Below are 20,652 nucleotides of genomic sequence, written 5' to 3'. Positions count from 1 at the left end.
CTCAGCTCCCCTTGCCTGTCTCGCCATAGCCCGGGGCGAGCACCAGGTTGGTGACACCGTACAGCGCCTGGCGATTGCGCAGCCAGAGATGGAACTCACCGCTCTTGAGGCTGTGGTCTTCGGTGCAGTCGACGTTCCAGCGGCGCAGCAGGTAGCCAGCCATCGCGGCACGGGCCCGGACCTTGAGCACGCCGTTCTCCATGCCGTACTCAGCTTCGATGGTGTCGGGGTGCTGGACGTTGGCCGGGTGCGGCACCAGCTCGAGCTCAGTGACCCGGTTCCACTGGATGTCCTGTGCAGGCAGCTCGTGCTCGTTGACCGGGCCGGGCAGCATCTTGGCGTCGGCCAAGCGCGCTAGGACGAAGTCCCGGAACTCGCCGCTGCGGCGGTCGAAAGCGCGCACGTGCCAGCGTTGGCCGTTGTTGGCGAGCGCGAAGGGCGCGATTTCCCGGGTGGTCAGCCCGCTCGACAGCGCGCGGTAGGAGACCTCGACAGCGGCGTTGCGATGGATCGCCCGCGTCAGGACGGAAAGCATCTCTAGGTCGAGCTGGGCCGGCAGGGCGGTGCCTTCTTGCGGGACGACGCCCTTCCAGCGGATCGGCTCGCCGTCGCCGTATCCCTCCGACAACCAAGTCAGGACGCGCTCGGCGGGGAAGTCGAACAGCGGCCGGAACCACGAGGCCCGGACGTAGACCTTGCCCTTGGTGTCGTACTCGAGGTTGCGCGGCGCCAGCTCCTTGTACTGAGCGATGTCGCGTGTGGCGGCTGCCGCCTGGATGTCGAAGCGGGCGACCAGATCCTGGCGGCGGATCTCACCTACGAACCGCAGGCGCAGATCAACGAACGCAAGCCGATCGCGTTGCGCCTGAGTCATCTCCGGGAGTCGGTCGCTGGACATGTTTGTGTGCTGGTTTCAGTAGCTTTTGCGTAATCATATACATATCAAAAACGAATGTCAAGCAGTAGCAAAACACGCCGATGTGCAGCGCAAAATAATTAGTATATGGAAGATGCAGGCCGCGACTCCATGCCAACGACTGCCTGACGAGCGCAGCGGGAGGGTCGAGTTTTGTCGTCGCCGGTGCTCACCGGACAGATCCCGCCGGGGGGCGGCGAGCGTGTCGAGGTGCAGCGAGGAGCACTGAGCGCCCCCCCTTTTGCCCTCAATCACTACGATCTATCCGCTGACTTCCGCAGGGCCGTGGATCAGCGTTTTCTTTATGGTGTGGACTCCACCACCACCATCCCAAGCCCAGCCGCTATCAGTTGGGCTTTTTTGTTGCCGGATTTCGCGACGCCACGCGGGTCAGAGCAACCGGTGTTGGTCACCCGCATGGGTTCTGATGCGAGCAGGTCAGAGTCAAACTGACTTGCCCTCATTGACGGCAGCGGTGTGGCGACACCTAGGAAAGTTCGTGCAGCCGAGGAAGGGGCGTCCTGCGTTGGGGCCTGATTTGGCTGTGCGCTGAATCAGTGCCCCGCCGCATTTCGGACAGGTGGTGGTGCTGCTGTGGCGCTGTTGCAACGACGCGATGTGGGCGTTTCGGGTAGCCCAAGTCTTGGGCAACATCCCGGTACGAAGCGCCTCGATCAACTGGGCCACTTCCTCATCCGAGAACAGCACGGTCTGCTTGCTCTGGATGTAGGTCGCGTAGCCCTCGGTCATCACATTGGGTGGCATCTGGGTTTTGAGCTGCGCCTCGCCCCAGAACATCACGACCGAATGCAGCTTGTCGTGGTCGACTCCCAGAAACTCGGCCAAGGCTTTGGTGTGCCGATAGTTCTGGTGCAGCGGGTTTTGAAACTGGTGCTTTTTGCCGTAGAGGCTCTGGGTCCACTGCTTGCCATGCTCGTCGCCGAAGATCCAGCCGTTCATGTTTTTGGCCTCGACGACAAAAAGACCGAAGCGCGAGACGATGACGTGGTCGATTTGCGTGCTGCCGTTGGCCGTCGGAATCGTCACGTTGTTGATCGGGTGATAGATTTTGTCGTCCAAGAACAGCCGGTGCGCCAGCGCCCCCTGCGCTTCACCCAGCCAGCCTTTGAACACCGACAGCAATGACATCTGCACTCCTTTGGGGTCTTGTGACGGCATCGATGATGCCAAACAATCCGGTTCAGGCCACCTTTACTCGTCGATGGCGCCAGCGGGGTTGGGCTTGGTGGCGATGCCAGTCTGCAAGCCAGCAAAAGCGCGCGCCACGGCTTGCACGATGGACGGCCAGATGCCGGGCTCGGCCAGCAAGGGCAGCTCCTTGGCCAGCACATTCGACAACTGGCCTTGATTGGCCTCGATCGAGCGAATGACGCGATCGATCTGCGCGTCAGGCATCTCGACGATGTCCTTGATCGCCGCCCGGGCCCGGGTGTGGCTGCGCAGGTAGCGCGACTGATTGCGCATGTCCACCCGGATGGTGCGCGCCAGCACATCGGCCAGATAGACCACGTGGGGCGTCAAATCCAGGTAGCGCCAGACCGGCCGCGCCACCGCCTCACCCGTGAACACGAAATTCGATCGAATGCCGTCGGGGTAAAGCGTCTGTTGCGGGCCAAACGCGTATGCCCCAGACAGAGCGCCCATCAGCGGGCTCGAGACCGTATCGAGGATGCGGTCGTATGCGCGCCGCTCTGCAGCGTCGCTGGTGATCAGGGACGAGAGCGGCAGGATCATCGGCTCTTTGACGACCCCGTCGCGGCGCAAGGCGTCGTTTACCAAAAACCGATGCACGCGCCCGTTGCCATCGGCCAGCGGGTGGATATAGACAAAACCAAAAGCCAGCACGGCACTGCGCAGCAGCGCCGACTGGCCCTGGGTGCGCTGCCAAAAGGCGCTGAGCCCGTCGAGCATGGCCCGTAGCTCGTCTGCCGGTGGGGCCACGTAGTGCACCAGCTCTTGGTAACGGTGCACCTCACCCACAAACACCGGCGACTGGCGGATGCCGCAGCGCTGCAGCGTGGTGCGCTGGCCCAGAATCTCGGACTGCAGCTGCGCCAACGCGGCCTCATCGAGTGGCAAGGCTCCCTGTCCGGTGCGCCGCGCCAGCACAGCGGCAAAGCGCTGGATGCGATCGGCTTGATCGGCCTCGCCCTCGATGGCAAAGCTCGATTTGCTTTCGCGCAGCGTCATCCAGACCGCCGAGCGCACGAGCAGATCTTCCCCAAACTCGAGTTCGAGCTCGTGCAGCAGGTGCGCAATATCGATCGCCAGCGCAGCCGCAAAAGCCCCGGTCTTGCGCACGATGGGGCAAAAGGCGGGCGTTCCGGGCAGGTTGTCGCGCACGCGCCAGCGGCGGTTGGGTACCGAGCACTCGGGGGTTGCGGCCACCAGTTTGCGCGCATCGAGCACGTCCACATAGGGGCCGGCGATGGGCAGGCGCACATCCAGTTGACGCCCGGTGAGCCATTCGTACAAAAAACCCGCCTTCCTGGCGTAAAGGCCGCTGGGTTCGGCCTCAATCCAGCGCACCAGTTCGCCTGCATCGATCTGCGCGCACAAGCGCCAGAGCAGTTCCAGGTGCAAGACCTCGTGCTTGAGGTGGAAGGTCAGATGCCCACGCAAATCCGCGCTGGGCCGCATGGCTTCGACAAAGGTCTCGGTCTGGGTGCCATCGGCCAACTGCACCGTGGTGCGGCGGCCACCGATGCGGCTGTGCACCGCCAAGGGCATGACGATCTCGATGCCATATCGAGCCACCAACCAAGCGCCCCCGAGCAGGTTTTGCGTTTCCATGGCCGATTATGCGCAAAAAGGTGCTTGGGCGCTCAAAAACATGTTTACAAGCAGGAAGTCGCTCAAAAATATTACAGTGGCCGCTGGGGGGAGCCGGCACATGTCAATCATGGTGTAAACTGTCAACCAAGTCGTCAACCAAGCAATGATCGGAGTCTAGCAGTGAGCCAGAGGATGTCGAACGCGCCGGTGTACTACGCGCTCGCGCAGGCGCGCTTCAACCCTGTTGCCGCGATGTCCAAGTACGTGGATCAGATCCAGGATCGTCTGCGGCGCGAGGGCTATCCGTTGTTCGAGTCGCAACAGGTCACGCACTTGGTTGTGCCGGGGCCCGGCCTAGCGCTGCAAGCAGAGCCGCAGGTTGCGCAGGCGCCTCAGTGGCTCCTCACCCGCGGTGATCGAACGGCTGGGTTCATTCTCGCACCGTCGGCCATCACCTACCACACCACCCACTACGATACGCACAATGTGTTCATCCCGGAGTTGCTGCGCGGCTTGGCGGCCGTGCATGAGGTGGCAACCCTCGATCACGTCAGTCGGTTGGGCCTTCGCTACCTAGATGCCGTGTGGCCTCGCGCCGGTGAGAGCGTGGAGCAGTATCTCGTCAGCGGATTGCATGGGTTCGAGTTCAATGCCGAGCTGCGCTACGGACTGACGGAAGCCGTCTTTGGCACGGACTCTGGCCCACTGGTGCAGACCGGGACGCTCGTGACCCGGGTGCACAGGATGACTGCTCCCTTGGGGTTCCCGCCGGACATGCAGCCCAACGGCTTGATGATCGATCCGAAATTCGATCTGAAAGAGCCTTGGGCGCACGCGGTCATCGATACAGACCATTTTGTCGAAGGCCGCATGCCGATCGATCTGGACAAGCTGGGTGAGCAGTTGCTCTCGCTGCATGCGACCATCAAGTCTGCCTTCGGAGCGACGACGACGGATCATGCACGCGCCGCGTGGGCCTGAACCAGACTAAACAGACGCCATGTACACCTCGACCCCGTCTTCCAATCGAACGGTGCCGCTCGCCTCGCCTATCGGGGCCGCTGCCACCGCCTTTGCGCTGATCGGCTTTGCAGCGGGTGGCAGTGGCAGCGTTTTCGACATCTCTCACGCTAGGGAATGGCGCAGGATGTTGGAGGCGCGCGTTCCCATCCACATCGATGTGGGGATGACTGACGACAGCCAAGAGCAACGCCCTGACCTGCGGTCTGCCTCTGAGCACCTCGGCAACATCCGCCAGGTGTTGAACTCGGCCATCGCCGATCTGGCCACGGTGTTCGGCGTCTCCAGGCAAGCGGTCTACAAGTGGATCGGCGGCGAGGCAACACCCGAGCCTGACAAGTTGGAGCGGATTCACGCCCTCAGTCATGCCGCCGACGCTTTCCGAGACGCCCGAGTCGCCCGTGCGCCTTCCATGCTGAAGATGAAGGCCTTTGAGGGCCGGTCCCTGATGGATCTCGCTGCTGCCGGGCAGCTCTTACCATCGCACATCCAGTCGCTGATCGCCGAAGCCCAGGCTATGGATGCGGCCTACGACCGATCAGGCTTGGCGAAGTCGAAAGCGCAGCCCTCGGATGATTGGCGTACCGAGATGTCCATTCCCGGGTCCCTCGAGCGATAGGATTGGGGGGCGATGGATGCTGCCGCGCGATACCGACTGGCGACAGGGCGATCTTCTAAGCTGCGAGGCCGCTGCTGCATTGGAACTGGTCAGTGCGAACGACCAAGGGCGCCGCGTCATCGTCATCACCCATGATTGCGACTTGGTGCATGACAGCGAGCGCTGCGTTGAGGTCATCATCGCCGAGTTGGTCGTCAAGGACCCCAAGCCTGACCCACAGCTCTCCTACGCCAAGAACCCGCGACGACTCCACCTCGCCTACGAGGCCACCGATGCTGCGCCGCTGATCCTTGAGCTCCGGCATGCTGATCGCCGCAGCGTGCCGAAAGGTGACTTTGCCGGGAGCGCAGCCAAAGACCACAGCCACGCGCTGCCGGTTGACGCAAAGCGTGCGCTGAAGCAATGGCTTGCCGCGCGATACGGCCGACCGGCCTTCCCCAATGCTTTCGAGAAGCGGCTGCGCAAGCGCTCTGGCAAGCATACCGTCGAGCAGCTGATCGCCAAGATTCTGGAGCCCGACGCGAAGCATCTGGTCGGACTGTTCTTCGATCTGGGCGAGCAGCGAGGCGCAGAAGCGGCCGAGGGCGAGCCCTACGCGCTCTCAGTGTCCGTTGTCTACGACGCCACCGAGGGCGGCACCGAAGCGAGGCTGTCGGCTGAGCGGGTCGCCGGGCAGCTGCGCGAGATGTTCGAAAAGACCTACGGCAAACCCGACGTTGCCACGGAGATCGCGCTCGACGCTTGCGAAGCCGTGGCAGACACGCGCCTGACGCTGGCTGATCTGCGCCGCGTGGATCAGTGGCGCTTGGAGCACATCAGCCTGCGAGATGGCGATCAAGGCGACTTTCTGCCGGCGGGTGAAATGCCGGCGTAGGGGCTCGGGATTGCCGCGCCAACACGATGGATTCCACCCAAACCCGCACGGGTTGTAGGCCCCCGTTTTTTCTTTGAGCAAAGTCCACCGCCACAAAAATTCTAGGTAAATCAAAAGTTTACCGATGCATCCCGAAAAGGCGACCGACTCAAAACGGTCGCCTTTTTGCTTTTGTGGCGCAGTCTGTGTCAGGCCACACAGCAGCCTAGGGCGTATCCCGCCGGTACGATTCGCCCAGCAGCACCGCCAGCGCGCTGGCGGTGCTGCTGACCAGCCTCAAAGACAAAAAATCGATTAACCTTCAACCCCCAGGACTTCTCCGAAACAATGGTACGGTCAATGGGGGCAGGTCAGTTGTGGAGCAAGGTTTATGGGAAGCGTTTTAGCCTTCCTGCGCAGAAGTGGGGCGAACGGGCAGAAATTGCCACGAAATTGCCACCAGGCTGCACTGGAAATGAAAGAGCACCCGCTTGAGGATCTCTTAATCAATTGATTTGCAGGGAAATTTCTGGTCGGGGTGAGAGGATTCGAACCTCCGGCCTCTACGTCCCGAACGTAGCGCTCTACCAGGCTAAGCTACACCCCGTGTGTGGACTGTGCACCTTGCAACGCACCCCGTGCCTAGGGGGCGGTTTGTGCTATGAGCGGCGCTCCAGCAGTGCAGCCGCCCATTGTATCAAAGCCTCGCGGCCGGGGCTGGTCGGTAGGGTTTGGGCGGCGGCGATGGCGCGCTGGGCTTGGGCTTGGGCGGCCAAGCGCGCGTCGGCCAAGCCGCCGCTGCGGCGCACGATTTGGATGATCTCGGGCAGCTGGGCGCTGTTGCCTTGCTCGATGGCGGCGCGGATCAGGGCCGCTTCGCTGGGGCTGCAGCGTTGCAGGGTGCAGATCAGGGGCAGCGTGACCTTGCCTTCGCGCAGGTCGTCGCCCAGGCTTTTGCCCATTTCATCGACTTCGCCTTCGTAGTCGAGCACGTCGTCGATGACTTGGAAGGCGGCGCCGAGCGACTGCCCGTAGTCGGCGCAGTGGGCTTCGGTGGCGGCGTCGCTCTGGGCCAGGATGGCGGCTAGGCGGGCGCTGGCTTCAAACAGTTTGGCGGTCTTGGCGCGGATCACGCGCAGGTAGGCGGCTTCGTCGAGCGCGGCGTCGTGCATCTGCATCAGCTGCAACACCTCGCCCTCGGCGATCACGTTGGTGGCGTCGGCGAGCACGTCCATGACGCGCATCAGCCCGGCTTGCACCATCATCTGGAAGGCGCGCGAGTACAAAAAATCGCCCACCAGCACGCTGGCGGCGTTGCCAAACAGGTGGTTGGCGGTGTCGCGGCCGCGGCGCAGGGCCGACTCATCGACCACGTCGTCGTGCAGCAAGGTGGCGGTGTGGATGAACTCGACCACCGCCGCCAGGCTGTGGCGGCGGGCGTCGGTGCAGCCCAGCGCTTGGCACATCAGCAGCAGCAGCGCCGGGCGCACCCGTTTGCCGCCGGCGCCGATGATGTATTCGGCCACCTGGCCCACCAGCAACACCTCGCTGCCCAGCTGTTGGCGGATCACGCCATCGACCACTTGCATGTCATCCGCGACCAGCGCCAGGGCAGGAGCAGGGGAGGCGGTGGCAGGGGTGTGGGTGGCGGAAGGGGGCACGGCGCTCAATGAATCGGGTGCTTTGCGTAGCGATGAAAATATAGTCAGGATTATAAAGAGGCCCTCAGGCCTGATTGAACGGTGCGGCTAAAGCCGATCTGTGCTATCATGGCGGTCTTTGCCAAAAACAGCTGCCTGCGGGTGGTGTTGCTTTGGCTGCTGGCGCTTTAGGTCCGTAGCCAGCGGGGTGGATGCAGCTTTGGGCTGCACTCGGCTCAAAAGACGAATCATGGACCGGGTTTGCGAGGAGGCTGGGCGCCCGTGCCGGGTGCTTGGCCGTTTGAACTCGATGGAGTAATTCTACATGGCGAAGAAAATCGTCGGCTTCATCAAGCTGCAGGTGCCAGCTTGTAAGGCCAACCCCTCCCCCCCGATCGGTCCGGCGCTGGGTCAGCGCGGGCTCAACATCATGGAGTTCTGCAAGGCCTTCAATGCCCAAACCCAGGGCATGGAGCCGGGCTTGCCGCTGCCGGTGGTCATCACCGCGTTTGCCGACAAGAGCTTCACCTTCATCATCAAAACCCCGCCGGCCACGACGCTGATCAAGAAATCGATCAAGCTCGACAAAGGCTCGCCGGTGCCGAACAAGCAGAAGGTCGGCAAGATCACCCGGGCTCAGCTCGAAGAGATCGCCAAGACCAAGATGAAAGACATGAACGCGGCCAGCATCGATGCCGCTGTGCGCACCATCGCCGGATCGGCCCGCTCGATGGGCGTGATCGTGGAGGGCGTGTGAGATGGCAAAGCTGAGCAAAAAACAAAAAGCGCTGCAAGGCGTGGTCGATTCCACCAAGCTGTACCCGGTAGCAACCGCGCTGGGCATGGTCAAGCAGCACGCCACGGCCAAGTTCGATGAGTCCATCGACGTGGCGGTGCAGCTGGGCGTGGACGCCAAAAAATCCGACCAAGTGGTGCGCGGCGCCGTGGTGCTGCCCAACGGCACCGGCAAGACCAAGCGCGTGGCGGTGTTCGCCCAAGGCGCCAAGGCCGACGAAGCGCGCGCCGCGGGCGCCGACGTGGTGGGCTTCGACGACCTCGCCGCCGACGTCAAGGCCGGCAAGCTGGACTTCGACGTGGTGATCGCCTCGCCCGACGCCATGCGCGTGGTGGGTGCGCTGGGCCAGATTCTGGGCCCGCGCGGCCTGATGCCCAACCCCAAGGTCGGCACCGTGACGCCCGACGTGGCCACGGCGGTGCGCAACGCCAAGGCCGGGCAGGTACAGTTCCGGGTTGACAAAGCCGGCATCGTGCACGGCACCATCGGCCGGCGCTCTTTCGACGACGCCAAGTTGCTGGGCAACCTGCAAGCCCTGCTCGAGGCCCTGAACAAGGCCAAGCCGGCTTCGTCCAAGGGTCAGTACCTGCGCAAGGTGGCGATTTCGTCCACCATGGGCCTGGGGGTGCGGGTCGAGGTGCCCTCGATCGCGGCGGTGCAAGCGGCCTAAATCCGGGCGGCTGTGCCGACACAAAATTCCCGGTTGCTGCGGCGCCCCCTCGGGGGTGCGGCGGTGGCCGTGGGTGGTGGGTCTGGGGGTGCGCAACGCACCGCCAGAGTCATCCAGGACCGCTGGTGCGCGGCCGGGCTTGCCCGGGTTGCGCTTAATTTCTGCACCGAAGCCAGCGCAGATGGCGATCCCGCCGCGAACGGAAAATTTTTTCCCGCAACGGTTGGTCGCTGCAATCAGGTGCATGGCCAAGGGCGCAAAGCCCGCAACCATGCTTTTTTGAGGAGTTGACCTTGAGTTTGAACCGCAGTGAGAAGCAGGCCGTCATCGACGAGGTGGCGGCGCTCGCAGCAAAAGCTCAAACGCTCGTGATGGCGGAATACCGTGGCATCAAGGTCGCCGACCTGACCCAGTTGCGTGTCAAAGCCCGCAGCGAAGGTGTGTTTCTGGGGGTTCTCAAGAACACCCTGGCACGCCGCGCAGTGGCTGGCACCGGCTTTGAGGCAGGCGCCGACCAGATGTCCGGGCCGCTGATCTATGGCTTTTCCCAAGACGCCGTGGCCGCTGCCAAAGTGGTGGCCGACTTCGCCAAGACCAACGACAAGTTGGTCATCCGCGGGGGCGTGTTTGCCGGCAAAGCCCTGGACGTCAATGGCGTGAAGCAACTGGCCAGCATTCCCCCCAAGGAAGTGCTGTTGGCGCAGTTGCTGGGCTTGATGCAATCCCCGATCTCGCGCACTGCGCGCGTACTGGCCGCCGTGGCCGAGAAAAAAGGCGAGGCCGTGGCGGCCTAAGCGCCCCCTTAGCCCGACCCCAACCGTTTGTTAGGAAATTTGAAAATGGCATTCGATAAAGACGCATTTCTGACCGCTCTCGACAGCATGACGGTCATGGAACTCAACGAGCTGGTGAAAGCCATCGAAGAGAAGTTTGGTGTGAGCGCTGCCGCCATGGCCGCTCCCGCTGCGGGCGGTGGCGCTGCCACGGCCGCCGTGGCCGAAGAGAAAACCGATTTCGACGTGGTGCTCAAAGAAGCTGGCGCCAACAAGGTGTCGGTCATCAAGGCGGTGCGCGAAATCACCGGCTTGGGCCTGAAAGAAGCCAAAGACCTGGTCGATGGCGCGCCCAAGACGGTCAAGGAAGCCATGCCCAAGGCCGACGCCGAAGCCGCCAAGAAAAAGCTCGAAGACGCGGGCGCCAAGGCCGAGCTCAAGTAAGCCGTTGCCCTCAAAGGCTGGAGAGCCCCTCAGTGGGTTTTCCAGCCTTTTTGCGCTCGAGGTGGTTGCGGTGGTCGGCACCGCCCTCGAGCGTCAGAGCGCACAGCCAAGGCCGCCGCCCCCAGCGGTTTTGGCTGTGTCTTCTCAAGCCCGGAGATCTCATGGCTCAAACGTACTCATTCACCGAACGCAAGCGCATCCGCAAAAGCTTCGGCAGCCGCGAAAACGTGCTGGAAATCCCCTACCTGTTGCAGATGCAGAAGGACGCCTACACCGCCTTTTTGCAGGTGGACCAGCACCCGCGCAAGCGCGCCCCCGAGGGCTTGCAAGCGGCATTCGAGTCGGCGTTCCCGATCGTCTCGCACAACGGCTACGTCGAGATGAAGTTCGTCGAGTACAACCTGGCCCGGCCGGTGTTCGACGTGCGCGAGTGCCAGACGCGCGGCCTGACCTTTGCTTCCGCCGTGCGCGCACGGGTGCAGCTCATCATCTACGACCGCGAATCGTCCACCAGCCAGTCCAAGGTGGTCAAAGAGGTCAAGGAGCAAGAGGTTTACATGGGCGAAGTGCCGCTCATGACCGACAAGGGCTCGTTCATCGTCAACGGCACCGAGCGCGTGATCGTCTCGCAGCTGCACCGCTCGCCGGGCGTGTTTTTTGAGCACGACAAGGGCAAGACCCACAGCTCGGGCAAGCTGCTGTTTTCGGCCCGCATCATCCCCTACCGCGGCTCGTGGCTCGATTTCGAGTTCGACCCCAAAGACCTGCTGTTTTTCCGCGTTGACCGCCGGCGCAAGATGCCGGTCACCATTTTGCTCAAGGCCATTGGCCTGAATCCCGAGCAGATTCTGGCCAACTTCTTTGTCAACGACCACTTCCGCCTGATGGAAAGCGGCGCCCAGATGGCGCTGGTGACCGAGCGCCTGCGCGGCGAGGTGGCGCGTTTTGACCTCACCGACCCCAGCGGCAAGGTGGTGGTGGCCAAAGACAAGCGCATCACGGCGCGGCACACGCGCGAACTCGAGCAGGCCAAGGTCACGCACATCAGCGTGCCCGAAGACTTTCTGCTCGGGCGCGTGGTGGCGCGCAACATCATCGACCCCGACAGCGGCGAGCTGCTGGCGCGGGCCAACGACGAACTCACCGAGACCTTGCTGAAAAAACTGCGCAGCGCCGGCATCACCGAGCTTGCGTGCATTTTCACCAACGAGCTCGACCAAGGCGCCTACATCAGCCAGACCCTGCGCAGCGACGAAACCGCCGACGAGTTCGCCGCCCGGGTGGCGATCTACCGCATGATGCGCCCCGGCGAGCCGCCGACCGAAGACGCGGTACAGGCGCTGTTTCACCGCTTGTTCTACAACCCCGACACCTACGACCTGTCGCGCGTCGGGCGCATGAAGTTCAACGCCCGCGTCGGGCGCCCGAGCAGCACCGGTGCCATGGTGCTGTCGAACGAAGACATCCTCGACGTAGTTAAGATCCTGGTCGATCTGCGCAACGGCAAAGGCGAAGTCGATGACATCGACCACCTCGGCAACCGGCGCGTGCGCTGCGTGGGCGAGCTGGCCGAAAACCAGTACCGCACCGGCTTGGCGCGGATCGAGAAAGCGGTGAAAGAGCGCCTCGGACAAGCCGAGCAAGAGCCGCTGATGCCGCACGACCTGATCAACTCCAAGCCGATTTCGGCCGCGCTCAAAGAGTTCTTTGGCGCTTCGCAGCTGAGCCAGTTCATGGATCAGACCAACCCGCTGGCCGAGATCACGCACAAGCGCCGCGTCTCGGCGCTGGGCCCGGGCGGCCTGACGCGCGAGCGCGCCGGCTTCGAGGTGCGCGACGTGCACGTGACGCACTACGGCCGCGTGTGCCCGATCGAAACCCCCGAAGGCCCGAACATCGGCCTGATCAACTCGCTGGCGCTGTATGCGCGCCTGAACGAATACGGCTTCATCGAAACCCCGTACCGCCGCGTGGTCGATGCCAAGGTGACCAAGCAGATCGACTACCTGTCGGCGATCGAAGAAGGCAAGTACGTGATCGCGCAGGCCAACGCCGCGCTCGACGCCGAAGGCCGCCTGAGCGACGAGTTGGTGAGCGCACGCGAAAAGGGCGAATCGATCCTGACGCCGCCCGAGACCGTGCAGTACATGGACGTGTCGCCGGCGCAGATCGTGTCGGTGGCGGCCTCGCTGGTGCCGTTCCTCGAGCACGACGACGCCAACCGCGCGCTCATGGGCGCCAACATGTCGCGCCAAGCGGTGCCGACGCTGCGGCCCGAAAAACCGCTGGTGGGCACCGGCATCGAGCGCGTGGCGGCGATCGACTCGGGCACCGTGGTGGTGGCCAAGCGCGGCGGGCGCGTCGATTACGTCGATGCCTCGCGCATCGTGGTGCGCGTGGCCGACGCCGAGGCCGTGGCCGGTGAAGTCGGGGTCGACATCTACAACCTGATCAAGTACCAGCGCAGCAACCAGAACACCAACATCCACCAGCGCCCGATCGTCAAAAAGGGCGACCTGATCCACGCCGGCGCGGTGATCGCCGACGGCGCCTCGACCGACCTGGGTGAGATCTCGATCGGCCAGAACATGCTGATCGCCTTCATGCCTTGGAATGGCTACAACTTCGAGGACTCGATCCTGATCAGCGAGCGCGTGGTGGCCGAAGACCGCTACACCAGCATCCACATCGAAGAACTGGTGGTGATGGCGCGCGACACCAAGCTCGGGGCCGAAGACATCACGCGCGACATCCCCAACCTGGCCGAGCAGCAGATCAACCGGCTCGACGAATCCGGCATCATCTACGTCGGCGCCGAGGTGCTGCCCGGCGACGTGCTGGTGGGCAAGGTCACGCCCAAGGGCGAAACCACGCTCACGCCCGAAGAAAAGCTGCTGCGCGCCATTTTTGGCGAAAAAGCCTCGGACGTCAAAGACACCTCGCTGCGCGTCGATCAAGGCTCGCAGGGCACGGTGATCGACGTGCAGGTGTTCACGCGCGAAGGCATCCCGCGCGACAAGCGTGCGCAGCAGATCATCGACGACGAGCTCAAGCGCTTCCGCCTCGACCTCAACGACCGCTTGCGCATCGTTGAGGCCGACGCCTACGACCGGATCGAAAAGCTGCTGCTGGGCAAAACCGCCAACGGCGGCCCCAAGCGCTTGGCCAAAGGCGCCAAGATCGAGCGCGCCTACTTGGCCGAGGTGGACAAGTTCCATTGGTTCGACATCCGCCCCGCCGACGACCAGGTGGCGGCACAGCTCGAGTCGATCAAAAACGCGCTCGACTCCACGCGCCACAGCTTCGATTTGGCCTTTGAAGAAAAGCGCAAGAAGCTCACCCAAGGCGACGAGCTGCCGGCGGGCGTGCTCAAGATGGTCAAGGTCTATTTGGCTGTCAAACGCCGCTTGCAGCCCGGCGACAAAATGGCCGGCCGCCACGGCAACAAGGGTGTGGTCTCCAAGATCACCCCGGTCGAAGACATGCCCTACATGGCCGACGGCACGCCGGTCGATATCGTGCTCAACCCGCTGGGCGTGCCCTCGCGCATGAACATCGGCCAGGTGCTCGAGGTGCACTTGGGCTGGGCCGCCAAGGGGCTGGGGCAGCGCTTGGGCGATATGTTGCAGCGCCAAGCCGCCGCCGCCGAGGTGCGCCAGTATCTTGAGCAGATCTACAACCGCACTGGGCGCAAGGAAAACCTGGCCGACCTGAGCGACGACGAAGTGCGCGCCATGGCGGCCGAGCTGAGCAAGGGCGTGCCCTTTGCCTCGCCGGTGTTCGACGGCGCCTCCGAGGCCGAGATCTTCGACATGCTCAAGCTCGCCTACCCCGACGACGTGGCCAAGGCCAAGGGCCTCACCCCCACCCGCACCCAGGCGCAGCTCTACGATGGCCGCACCGGCGACGCCTTCGAGCGCGTGACCACCGTGGGCTACATGCACTACCTCAAGCTGCACCACTTGGTCGATGACAAGATGCACGCGCGCTCCACCGGCCCGTACTCGCTCGTCACCCAGCAGCCGCTGGGCGGCAAGGCGCAGTTCGGCGGCCAGCGCTTTGGTGAGATGGAGGTCTGGGCGCTCGAAGCCTACGGCGCCAGCTACGTGCTGCAAGAGATGCTCACCGTCAAGTCCGACGACGTGCAAGGCCGCACCAAGGTCTATGAGAGCATCGTCAAGGGCGAGCACGCCATCGACGCCGGCATGCCGGAGTCGTTCAACGTGCTGGTCAAGGAAATCCGATCCCTCGGCATCGACATCGAGCTCGAGCGCGGCTGAACCCTGAACCCGTAAAGGAAACCCGGATATGAAACACTTCCTCGACCTGTTCAAGCAGATCACCCCCGACGAGCATTTCGATGCCATCAAGATCGGGCTGGCCTCGCCCGAGAAAATCCGCTCCTGGTCTTTTGGCGAAGTCAAAAAGCCCGAGACCATCAACTACCGCACCTTCAAGCCCGAGCGCGACGGCCTGTTCTGCGCCAAGATCTTTGGCCCGATCAAAGACTACGAGTGCCTGTGCGGCAAGTACAAGCGCCTCAAGCACCGCGGCGTGATCTGCGAGAAGTGCGGCGTCGAGGTCACGCAGACCAAGGTGCGGCGCGAGCGCATGGGCCACATCGACTTGGCCGCGCCCTGCGCCCATATCTGGTTCCTCAAGAGCCTGCCCAGCCGCCTCGGCATGGTGCTCGACATGACGCTGCGCGACATCGAGCGCGTGCTCTACTTTGAAGCCTACGTGGTGGTCGATCCGGGCATGACGCCCCTGAAAAAATTCGCCATCATGAGCGAAGACGACTTCGACGCCAAAGAGCGCGAGTACGGCGACGAGTTCGTGGCCAAAATGGGCGCCGAGGGCATCCAAGAGCTGCTGGCCAGCATCGACATCGACGGCGAGATCGAGCGCCTGCGCAACGACCTCACCGGCTCCGAGCTCAAGGTCAAGAAAAACGCCAAGCGCCTCAAGGTGCTGGAAGCCTTCAAAAAATCGGGCATCAAACCCGAGTGGATGGTGCTCGACGTGCTGCCGGTGCTGCCGCCCGACCTGCGCCCGCTCGTTCCCCTCGACGGCGGCCGCTTTGCCACCTCCGACCTCAACGACCTGTACCGGCGTGTGATCAACCGCAACAGCCGCCTCAAGCGCCTGCTCGAGCTCAAAGCGCCCGAGATCATCGCGCGCAACGAAAAGCGCATGCTGCAAGAGGCAGTGGACAGCCTGCTCGACAACGGCCGCCGCGGCAAGGCCATGACCGGCGCCAACAAGCGCGCCCTCAAGTCGCTGGCCGACATGATCAAGGGCAAGGGCGGGCGCTTCCGCCAAAACTTGCTCGGCAAGCGGGTCGATTACTCGGGCCGCTCGGTCATCACCGTCGGCCCCACGCTCAAGCTGCACCAGTGCGGCCTGCCCAAGCTGATGGCACTCGAATTGTTCAAGCCCTTCATCTTTGCGCGCCTCGAGCAGATGGGCATCGCCACCACCATCAAGGCGGCCAAAAAAGAAGTCGAAGCCGGCACGCCGGTGGTCTGGGACATCCTCGAAGAGGTGATCCGCGAGCACCCGGTGCTGCTCAACCGCGCCCCGACGCTGCACCGCCTCGGCATCCAAGCCTTTGAGCCGCTGCTGATCGAGGGCAAGGCGATCCAGTTGCACCCGCTGGTGTGTTCGGCCTTCAACGCCGACTTCGACGGCGACCAAATGGCGGTGCACATTCCGCTGTCGGTCGAGGCGCAGATGGAAGCGCGCACGCTCATGTTGTCGTCCAACAACGTGCTGTTCCCGGCCAACGGCGAGCCCTCGATCGTGCCCTCGCAAGACGTGGTGCTGGGCCTGTACTACACCACCCGCGAGCGCATCAACGGCCGCGGCGAAGACATGGTCTTTGCCGACATCGCCGAGGTGCAGCGCGCGCTCGACGCCGGCGTGGTCGAGCTGACGGCGCGCGTCAGGGTGAGCCTGACGGAGCACCTGAAAAACAAAGAAGACGGCCAGCTGGTGCCGGTCACCAAGGTGGTGCAGACCACCGTGGGCCGCGCCCTGCTGAGCGAGATTTTGCCGCGTGGTCTGCCCTTCGAGCTCATCAACAAGGCGCTCAAGAAGAAGGAAATCTCCAAGCTCATCAACGCCTCGTTTCGCAAGTGCGGCCTCAAAGAGACGGTGGTGTTCGCCGACAAGCTGCTGCAAAACGGCTTCAGGTTGGCCACCCGCGCCGGCATCTCGATCGCCATCGACGACATGCTGGTGCCGACCGAAAAGCACACCATCATCGCCCGCGCCGAGTCCGAGGTCAAAGAGATCGCGCAGCAGTATTCGTCGGGTCTGGTGACTGCGGGCGAGCGCTACAACAAGGTGGTGGACATCTGGGGCAAGGCCGGTGACGACATCTCCAAGGTGATGATGGAGCGCCTGAAAAAGGAAAAGACCATCGACCGCCACGGCAACGAGGTCGATCAGGAGTCGTTCAACTCGATCTATATGATGGCCGACTCGGGCGCGCGCGGTTCGGCGGCGCAGATCCGCCAGCTCGCCGGCATGCGCGGCCTGATGGCCAAGCCCGACGGCTCGATCATCGAAACCCCGATCACGGCCAACTTCCGCGAAGGCCTGAACGTGCTGCAGTACTTCATCAGCACCCACGGCGCGCGCAAGGGGCTGGCCGACACGGCGCTGAAAACCGCCAACTCGGGCTACCTGACGCGGCGTTTGGTTGACGTGACGCAAGACCTGGTGGTGACCGAAGACGACTGCGGCACCGGCAACGGCACCCTGATGCGCGCCATCGTCGAGGGCGGCGAGGTGATCGAGTCGCTGCGCGACCGCATTTTGGGCCGCACGGCGGCCGACGACGTGCTCAACCCCGAAACCCAGCAGGTGGTGATCGCGGCCGGCCAGATCGTCGATGAAGACGGCTGCGACCTGATCGACTCGCTGGGCATCGACGAGGTGCGCGTGCGCACGGCCCTGACCTGCGAAACCCGCTTTGGCCTGTGCGCCAAGTGCTACGGCCGCGACCTCGGCCGCGGCGGCCCGGTGAACATCGGCGAAGCGGTGGGCGTGATCGCCGCGCAGTCGATCGGCGAGCCGGGTACGCAGCTCACCATGCGCACCTTCCACATCGGCGGCGCGGCCTCGCGCGCGGCGGTGGCGTCTAGCGTCGAAGCCAAGTCCAGCGGCAACGTCGGCTTCAACGCCACCATGCGCTACGTCACCAACTCCAAGGGCGAGCTGGTGGTGATCGCGCGCTCGGGCGAAATCGTGATTCACGACGAAAACGGGCTGGTGCGCGAGCGCCACAAAGTGCCCTACGGGGCGATTCTGGCGGTGCGCGCCGACCAGGCCATCAAGGCCGGCACCATCTTGGCCAACTGGGACCCGCTCACGCGCCCGATCATCACCGAGTTCGCCGGCACGGTGAAGTTCGAGAACGTGCACGAGGGCATGACGGTGGCCAAGCAGGTCGACGACGTGACCGGCCTGAGCACGCTGGTGGTGATCGACCCCAAACGGCGCGGCGCCACCAAGGTGGTGCGGCCGCAGGTCAAGCTGATCGACGTCAGCGGCAACGAGGTCAAGATTCCGGGCACCGACCACTCGGTGACGATCGGCTTCCAGGTCGGCGCCCTGATTCAGGTGCGCGACGGCCAAGACGTGGGCCCCGGCGAAGTGCTGGCGCGCATTCCCGTTGAGGGCCAGAAAACGCGCGACATCACCGGCGGTCTGCCGCGGGTGGCCGAGCTGTTCGAGGCGCGCTCGCCCAAAGACAAGGGCATCCTGGCCGAAATCACCGGCACCGTGAGCTTTGGCAAAGAGACCAAAGGCAAGGTGCGGTTGCAGATCACCGACCCCGACGGCAAGGTGGCCGAAGAGCTGGTGCCCAAAGAGAAAAACATCCTGGTGCACGAAGGCCAGGTGGTGAACAAGGGCGAATCGATCGTCGACGGCCCGGCCGACCCGCAAGACATCCTGCGCCTGCTGGGCATCGAGGAGCTGTCGCGCTACATCGTCGACGAGGTGCAAGACGTCTACCGCTTGCAGGGCGTGAAGATCAACGACAAGCACATCGAGGTGATCGTGCGTCAGATGCTGCGCCGCGTGGTGGTGAGCAACCCGGGCGACTCGAACTACATCGGCGGCGAGCAGGTCGAGCGCTCCGAGATCCTCAACACCAACGACGCGTTGATGAAAGAGGGCAAAACCCCGGCGAGCTACAGCAACGTGTTGCTGGGCATCACCAAGGCCTCGCTGTCGACCGACTCGTTCATCTCCGCCGCCTCGTTCCAAGAGACCACACGCGTGCTCACCGAAGCCGCGATCATGGGCAAGAGGGACGAGCTGCGCGGCCTGAAAGAGAACGTGATCGTCGGGCGCCTGATTCCGGCCGGCACCGGCATGGCCTTTCACCAGGCGCGCCACGCCAAAGAGCGCATGGACGACGAAGAGCGTCGCGCCATCGCCGAGGCCGATGCGGTGGCGTTGGCCACCAGCCTGGCCGAGGCCGACGGCGACAGCCGCGCGGAGTGAAGCCGGCGCTGGCCGACCAGCTGGCTGCTGCCGCCCGCCTGCTGGCGGCGGTGGCCGCTGGCCAGTCGCTCAGCACCGCCTTGCCGGCGCTGCCCCCCAGCCTGCGGCCGGGGGTGCAGGCGCTGGTGTTCGATGCGCTGCGCCATTGGGGCCTGTCGATGGCGCTGCGGCGGCTGCTGTGCCGCCAGGCGCCGCCGCCTTTGGCCGCAGCCTTGCTCGAGCTCACGCTGGGCTTGCTGGATGCGGCGGCTGAGGTGGCAGGGGCGGCTGAGGCCGGCTCGGTGGCGGGTGCTGATGCCGCCATTCCTGCTACTGCTTCAGCCGCCGCAGCGGCTGCCTATCAAGCCAGCCTCCGCCATTTAGCCACACCACCGCGGCCGCTGTACCCCGCCCACACGCTGGTCGATCAGGCCGTGGCCGCCTTGCGCCCGCTGCGCCTGCCGCCGGCGCTCAAGGGGCTGGTCAACGCCTGCCTGCGCCGCTTTGTGCGCGAACGCGCCGCGCTGCGCGCGCAAGCCCTGCGCGACCCGGTGGCGCGCTGGAACCACCCGCTGTGGTGGCTGGAGCAACTGCAGCGCGACCACCCCCAGCACTGGGAGCAGATCGTGGCCGCCAACCAGCGCGCCGCGCCGATGGTGCTGCGCGTCAACCGGCGCCGCAGCAGCCGCGCCGACTATCTGCAGCACCTGAAGCAGGCAGGCCAAGAGGCCACGCCTTGGGGCGCCGACGGCGTGCAACTGGCGCAACCGCTGCCCGTGGAGCAGCTGCCGGGCTGGGCGCAGGGTTGGGTGTCGGTGCAAGACGGTGCCGCACAGCTGGCGGCGCCCTTGCTGCTGGGGGCGGTGGACGCAGCGGCACTGGGCGCGCCAAGCCAGCCAGAGCCGAGCGCAGGGGCGTCTGCGGGGGCATCTACAGGGCTGGGGGCGCCCGCGCCCCGGCTGCGCATCCTCGACGCCTGCGCCGCGCCGGGCGGCAAGACCGCGCACCTGCTCGAAGCCGCCGACGCCGAACTGTGGGCGCTCGACCTCGAGCCGCAGCGCTGCGAGCGCATCGCGCACAACCTGCAGCGCTTGGGGTTGCAGGCGCAGGTGCGCTGTGGCGACGCCGCCGACCCCGGCCCATGGTGGGACGGCCAGCCCTTCGACGCCATTTTGCTCGACGCGCCGTGCAGCGCCAGCGGCATCGTGCGCCGCCACCCCGATGTGCTCTGGCTGCGCCGCCCCACCGACATCGCGCAGCTGGCGGCACAGCAGCGCCGCCTGCTCGAGGCCCTGTGGCCGCTGCTGCGCCCCGGCGGGCACTTGCTCTACGCCACCTGTTCGGTGTTTGTGGCCGAGGGCGAGGGCGTGGTGCAAGCCTTTGTGCAACAGCAAAGCGATGCCCAGCGCCTGCCGGCACCGGGGCAGTTGCTGCCCGGCTGTGGTGCCGGCGCCACAATCGGCCCCGACGCTGCGGCGCACGCCAGCGGGGCTATAGGTGACAATCTGGCGCGTGAAACCGATGGATTTTTCTACGCCCTGTTGCGCAAACGCGCCTGAGGCCGCCCGGCTTGAGGCGGCGCGGGGGGCGTTGCCTTGCGTACGCCCGGTGCCGGCTTGGCCTGTC

The 20,652-nt window shown here is 64.4% G+C and carries 14 protein-coding genes and 1 tRNA gene; 10 read left to right on the top strand and 5 right to left on the bottom strand.

Features of this window, described 5'->3' with window-relative positions; genetic code table 11:
• Nucleotide 1: 1 nt before the first annotated feature.
• The 3 genes from SMCB_RS09920 to SMCB_RS09910 all read right to left on the bottom strand — a co-directional run bounded on the left by SMCB_RS09920 (nucleotide 2) and on the right by SMCB_RS09910 (nucleotide 3,730).
• Nucleotides 2-898: a WYL domain-containing protein gene (locus tag SMCB_RS09920; protein WP_045536707.1), complete on the bottom strand. Its 897-nt coding sequence runs from the start codon at nucleotides 896-898 to the stop codon at nucleotides 2-4.
• Nucleotides 899-1,360: 462 nt separating this feature from the next.
• Nucleotides 1,361-2,065: a nuclease-related domain-containing protein gene (locus SMCB_RS09915; protein WP_052468495.1), complete on the bottom strand. Its 705-nt coding sequence runs from the start codon at nucleotides 2,063-2,065 to the stop codon at nucleotides 1,361-1,363.
• 63 nt (nucleotides 2,066-2,128) lie between these two features.
• Complete coding sequence (locus SMCB_RS09910; RefSeq protein ID WP_045536703.1) at nucleotides 2,129-3,730, bottom strand: Fic family protein; 1,602 nt, start codon at nucleotides 3,728-3,730, stop codon at nucleotides 2,129-2,131.
• 174 nt (nucleotides 3,731-3,904) lie between these two features.
• Between SMCB_RS09910 and SMCB_RS09905 the strand changes: the two genes are divergently transcribed.
• The 3 genes from SMCB_RS09905 to SMCB_RS09895 are packed head-to-tail and all read left to right on the top strand — an operon-like array spanning nucleotide 3,905 to nucleotide 6,225.
• Nucleotides 3,905-4,693 carry a TIGR04255 family protein gene (locus tag SMCB_RS09905; RefSeq protein ID WP_045536701.1) on the top strand — a complete coding sequence of 263 codons (789 nt, stop codon included), beginning with the start codon at nucleotides 3,905-3,907 and terminating at the stop codon, nucleotides 4,691-4,693.
• Nucleotides 4,694-4,712: 19 nt separating this feature from the next.
• On the top strand, nucleotides 4,713-5,351 hold the full coding sequence (locus SMCB_RS09900; protein WP_045536699.1) for a helix-turn-helix domain-containing protein: 639 nt from the start codon (nucleotides 4,713-4,715) through the stop codon (nucleotides 5,349-5,351).
• 16 nt (nucleotides 5,352-5,367) lie between these two features.
• Nucleotides 5,368-6,225 carry a hypothetical protein gene (locus SMCB_RS09895; protein ID WP_045536697.1) on the top strand — a complete coding sequence of 286 codons (858 nt, stop codon included), beginning with the start codon at nucleotides 5,368-5,370 and terminating at the stop codon, nucleotides 6,223-6,225.
• Nucleotides 6,226-6,734: 509 nt separating this feature from the next.
• On the opposite strand, the gene SMCB_RS09890 is transcribed toward SMCB_RS09895, so the two are convergent.
• Both SMCB_RS09890 and SMCB_RS09885 read right to left on the bottom strand, forming a co-directional pair.
• Nucleotides 6,735-6,811, bottom strand: a tRNA-Pro gene (locus SMCB_RS09890).
• A gap of 52 nt (nucleotides 6,812-6,863) precedes the next feature.
• A complete protein-coding gene (locus SMCB_RS09885; RefSeq protein ID WP_045536695.1) occupies nucleotides 6,864-7,793 on the bottom strand; it encodes a polyprenyl synthetase family protein in 930 nt (309 codons plus the stop codon).
• A 376-nt stretch (nucleotides 7,794-8,169) separates the two neighbouring features.
• On the opposite strand from SMCB_RS09885, the gene rplK reads away from it, so the two are divergent.
• The 7 genes from rplK (at nucleotide 8,170) to rsmB (ending at nucleotide 20,585) form a co-directional block, all read left to right on the top strand.
• Entirely contained in the window at nucleotides 8,170-8,601 is a 432-nt protein-coding gene (gene rplK / locus SMCB_RS09880) for a 50S ribosomal protein L11 (RefSeq protein ID WP_045536693.1), read from the top strand.
• Between the two features lies 1 nt (nucleotide 8,602).
• Nucleotides 8,603-9,310: a 50S ribosomal protein L1 gene (gene rplA / locus SMCB_RS09875; RefSeq protein ID WP_045536691.1), complete on the top strand. Its 708-nt coding sequence runs from the start codon at nucleotides 8,603-8,605 to the stop codon at nucleotides 9,308-9,310.
• A gap of 293 nt (nucleotides 9,311-9,603) precedes the next feature.
• Nucleotides 9,604-10,104, top strand: coding sequence for a 50S ribosomal protein L10 (rplJ, locus tag SMCB_RS09870; protein WP_045538006.1), 501 nt, complete (start codon nucleotides 9,604-9,606; stop codon nucleotides 10,102-10,104).
• A gap of 45 nt (nucleotides 10,105-10,149) precedes the next feature.
• Nucleotides 10,150-10,527: a 50S ribosomal protein L7/L12 gene (rplL, locus tag SMCB_RS09865; protein ID WP_045536689.1), complete on the top strand. Its 378-nt coding sequence runs from the start codon at nucleotides 10,150-10,152 to the stop codon at nucleotides 10,525-10,527.
• Nucleotides 10,528-10,688: 161 nt separating this feature from the next.
• Nucleotides 10,689-14,807, top strand: coding sequence for a DNA-directed RNA polymerase subunit beta (gene rpoB / locus SMCB_RS09860; protein ID WP_045536688.1), 4,119 nt, complete (start codon nucleotides 10,689-10,691; stop codon nucleotides 14,805-14,807).
• Nucleotides 14,808-14,835: 28 nt separating this feature from the next.
• A complete protein-coding gene (rpoC, locus tag SMCB_RS09855; protein ID WP_045536687.1) occupies nucleotides 14,836-19,047 on the top strand; it encodes a DNA-directed RNA polymerase subunit beta' in 4,212 nt (1,403 codons plus the stop codon).
• Nucleotides 19,044-20,585 (top strand): 16S rRNA (cytosine(967)-C(5))-methyltransferase RsmB, encoded by a 1,542-nt coding sequence (gene rsmB, locus SMCB_RS09850; protein ID WP_045536685.1) that lies wholly within the window; start codon nucleotides 19,044-19,046, stop codon nucleotides 20,583-20,585. The genes rpoC and rsmB overlap by 4 nt, the downstream gene beginning before the upstream one ends.
• Nucleotides 20,586-20,652: the final 67 nt, after the last annotated feature.

Source organism: Serpentinimonas maccroryi (genome assembly GCF_000828915.1).
Taxonomy (GTDB): Bacteria; Pseudomonadota; Gammaproteobacteria; order Burkholderiales; family Burkholderiaceae_C; genus Serpentinimonas; species Serpentinimonas maccroryi.
This window is presented reverse-complemented; position numbering and strand designations above follow the sequence as displayed.

Bases quoted from the DNA above. Each gene is read 5' to 3' on its own strand.
- rpoC (WP_045536687.1), top strand. From the start codon at position 14,836: ATGAAACACTTCCTCGACCTGTTCAAGCAGATCACCCCCGACGAGCAT.
- rpoB (WP_045536688.1), top strand. From the start codon at position 10,689: ATGGCTCAAACGTACTCATTCACCGAACGCAAGCGCATCCGCAAAAGC.
- SMCB_RS09900 (WP_045536699.1), top strand. From the start codon at position 4,713: ATGTACACCTCGACCCCGTCTTCCAATCGAACGGTGCCGCTCGCCTCG.
- SMCB_RS09910 (WP_045536703.1), bottom strand. From the start codon at position 3,730: ATGGAAACGCAAAACCTGCTCGGGGGCGCTTGGTTGGTGGCTCGATAT.
- rplL (WP_045536689.1), top strand. From the start codon at position 10,150: ATGGCATTCGATAAAGACGCATTTCTGACCGCTCTCGACAGCATGACG.
- SMCB_RS09905 (WP_045536701.1), top strand. From the start codon at position 3,905: ATGTCGAACGCGCCGGTGTACTACGCGCTCGCGCAGGCGCGCTTCAAC.
- rplK (WP_045536693.1), top strand. From the start codon at position 8,170: ATGGCGAAGAAAATCGTCGGCTTCATCAAGCTGCAGGTGCCAGCTTGT.
- rplA (WP_045536691.1), top strand. From the start codon at position 8,603: ATGGCAAAGCTGAGCAAAAAACAAAAAGCGCTGCAAGGCGTGGTCGAT.
- SMCB_RS09920 (WP_045536707.1), bottom strand. From the start codon at position 898: ATGTCCAGCGACCGACTCCCGGAGATGACTCAGGCGCAACGCGATCGG.
- SMCB_RS09895 (WP_045536697.1), top strand. From the start codon at position 5,368: ATGCTGCCGCGCGATACCGACTGGCGACAGGGCGATCTTCTAAGCTGC.
- SMCB_RS09885 (WP_045536695.1), bottom strand. From the start codon at position 7,793: ATGCAAGTGGTCGATGGCGTGATCCGCCAACAGCTGGGCAGCGAGGTG.
- SMCB_RS09915 (WP_052468495.1), bottom strand. From the start codon at position 2,065: ATGTCATTGCTGTCGGTGTTCAAAGGCTGGCTGGGTGAAGCGCAGGGG.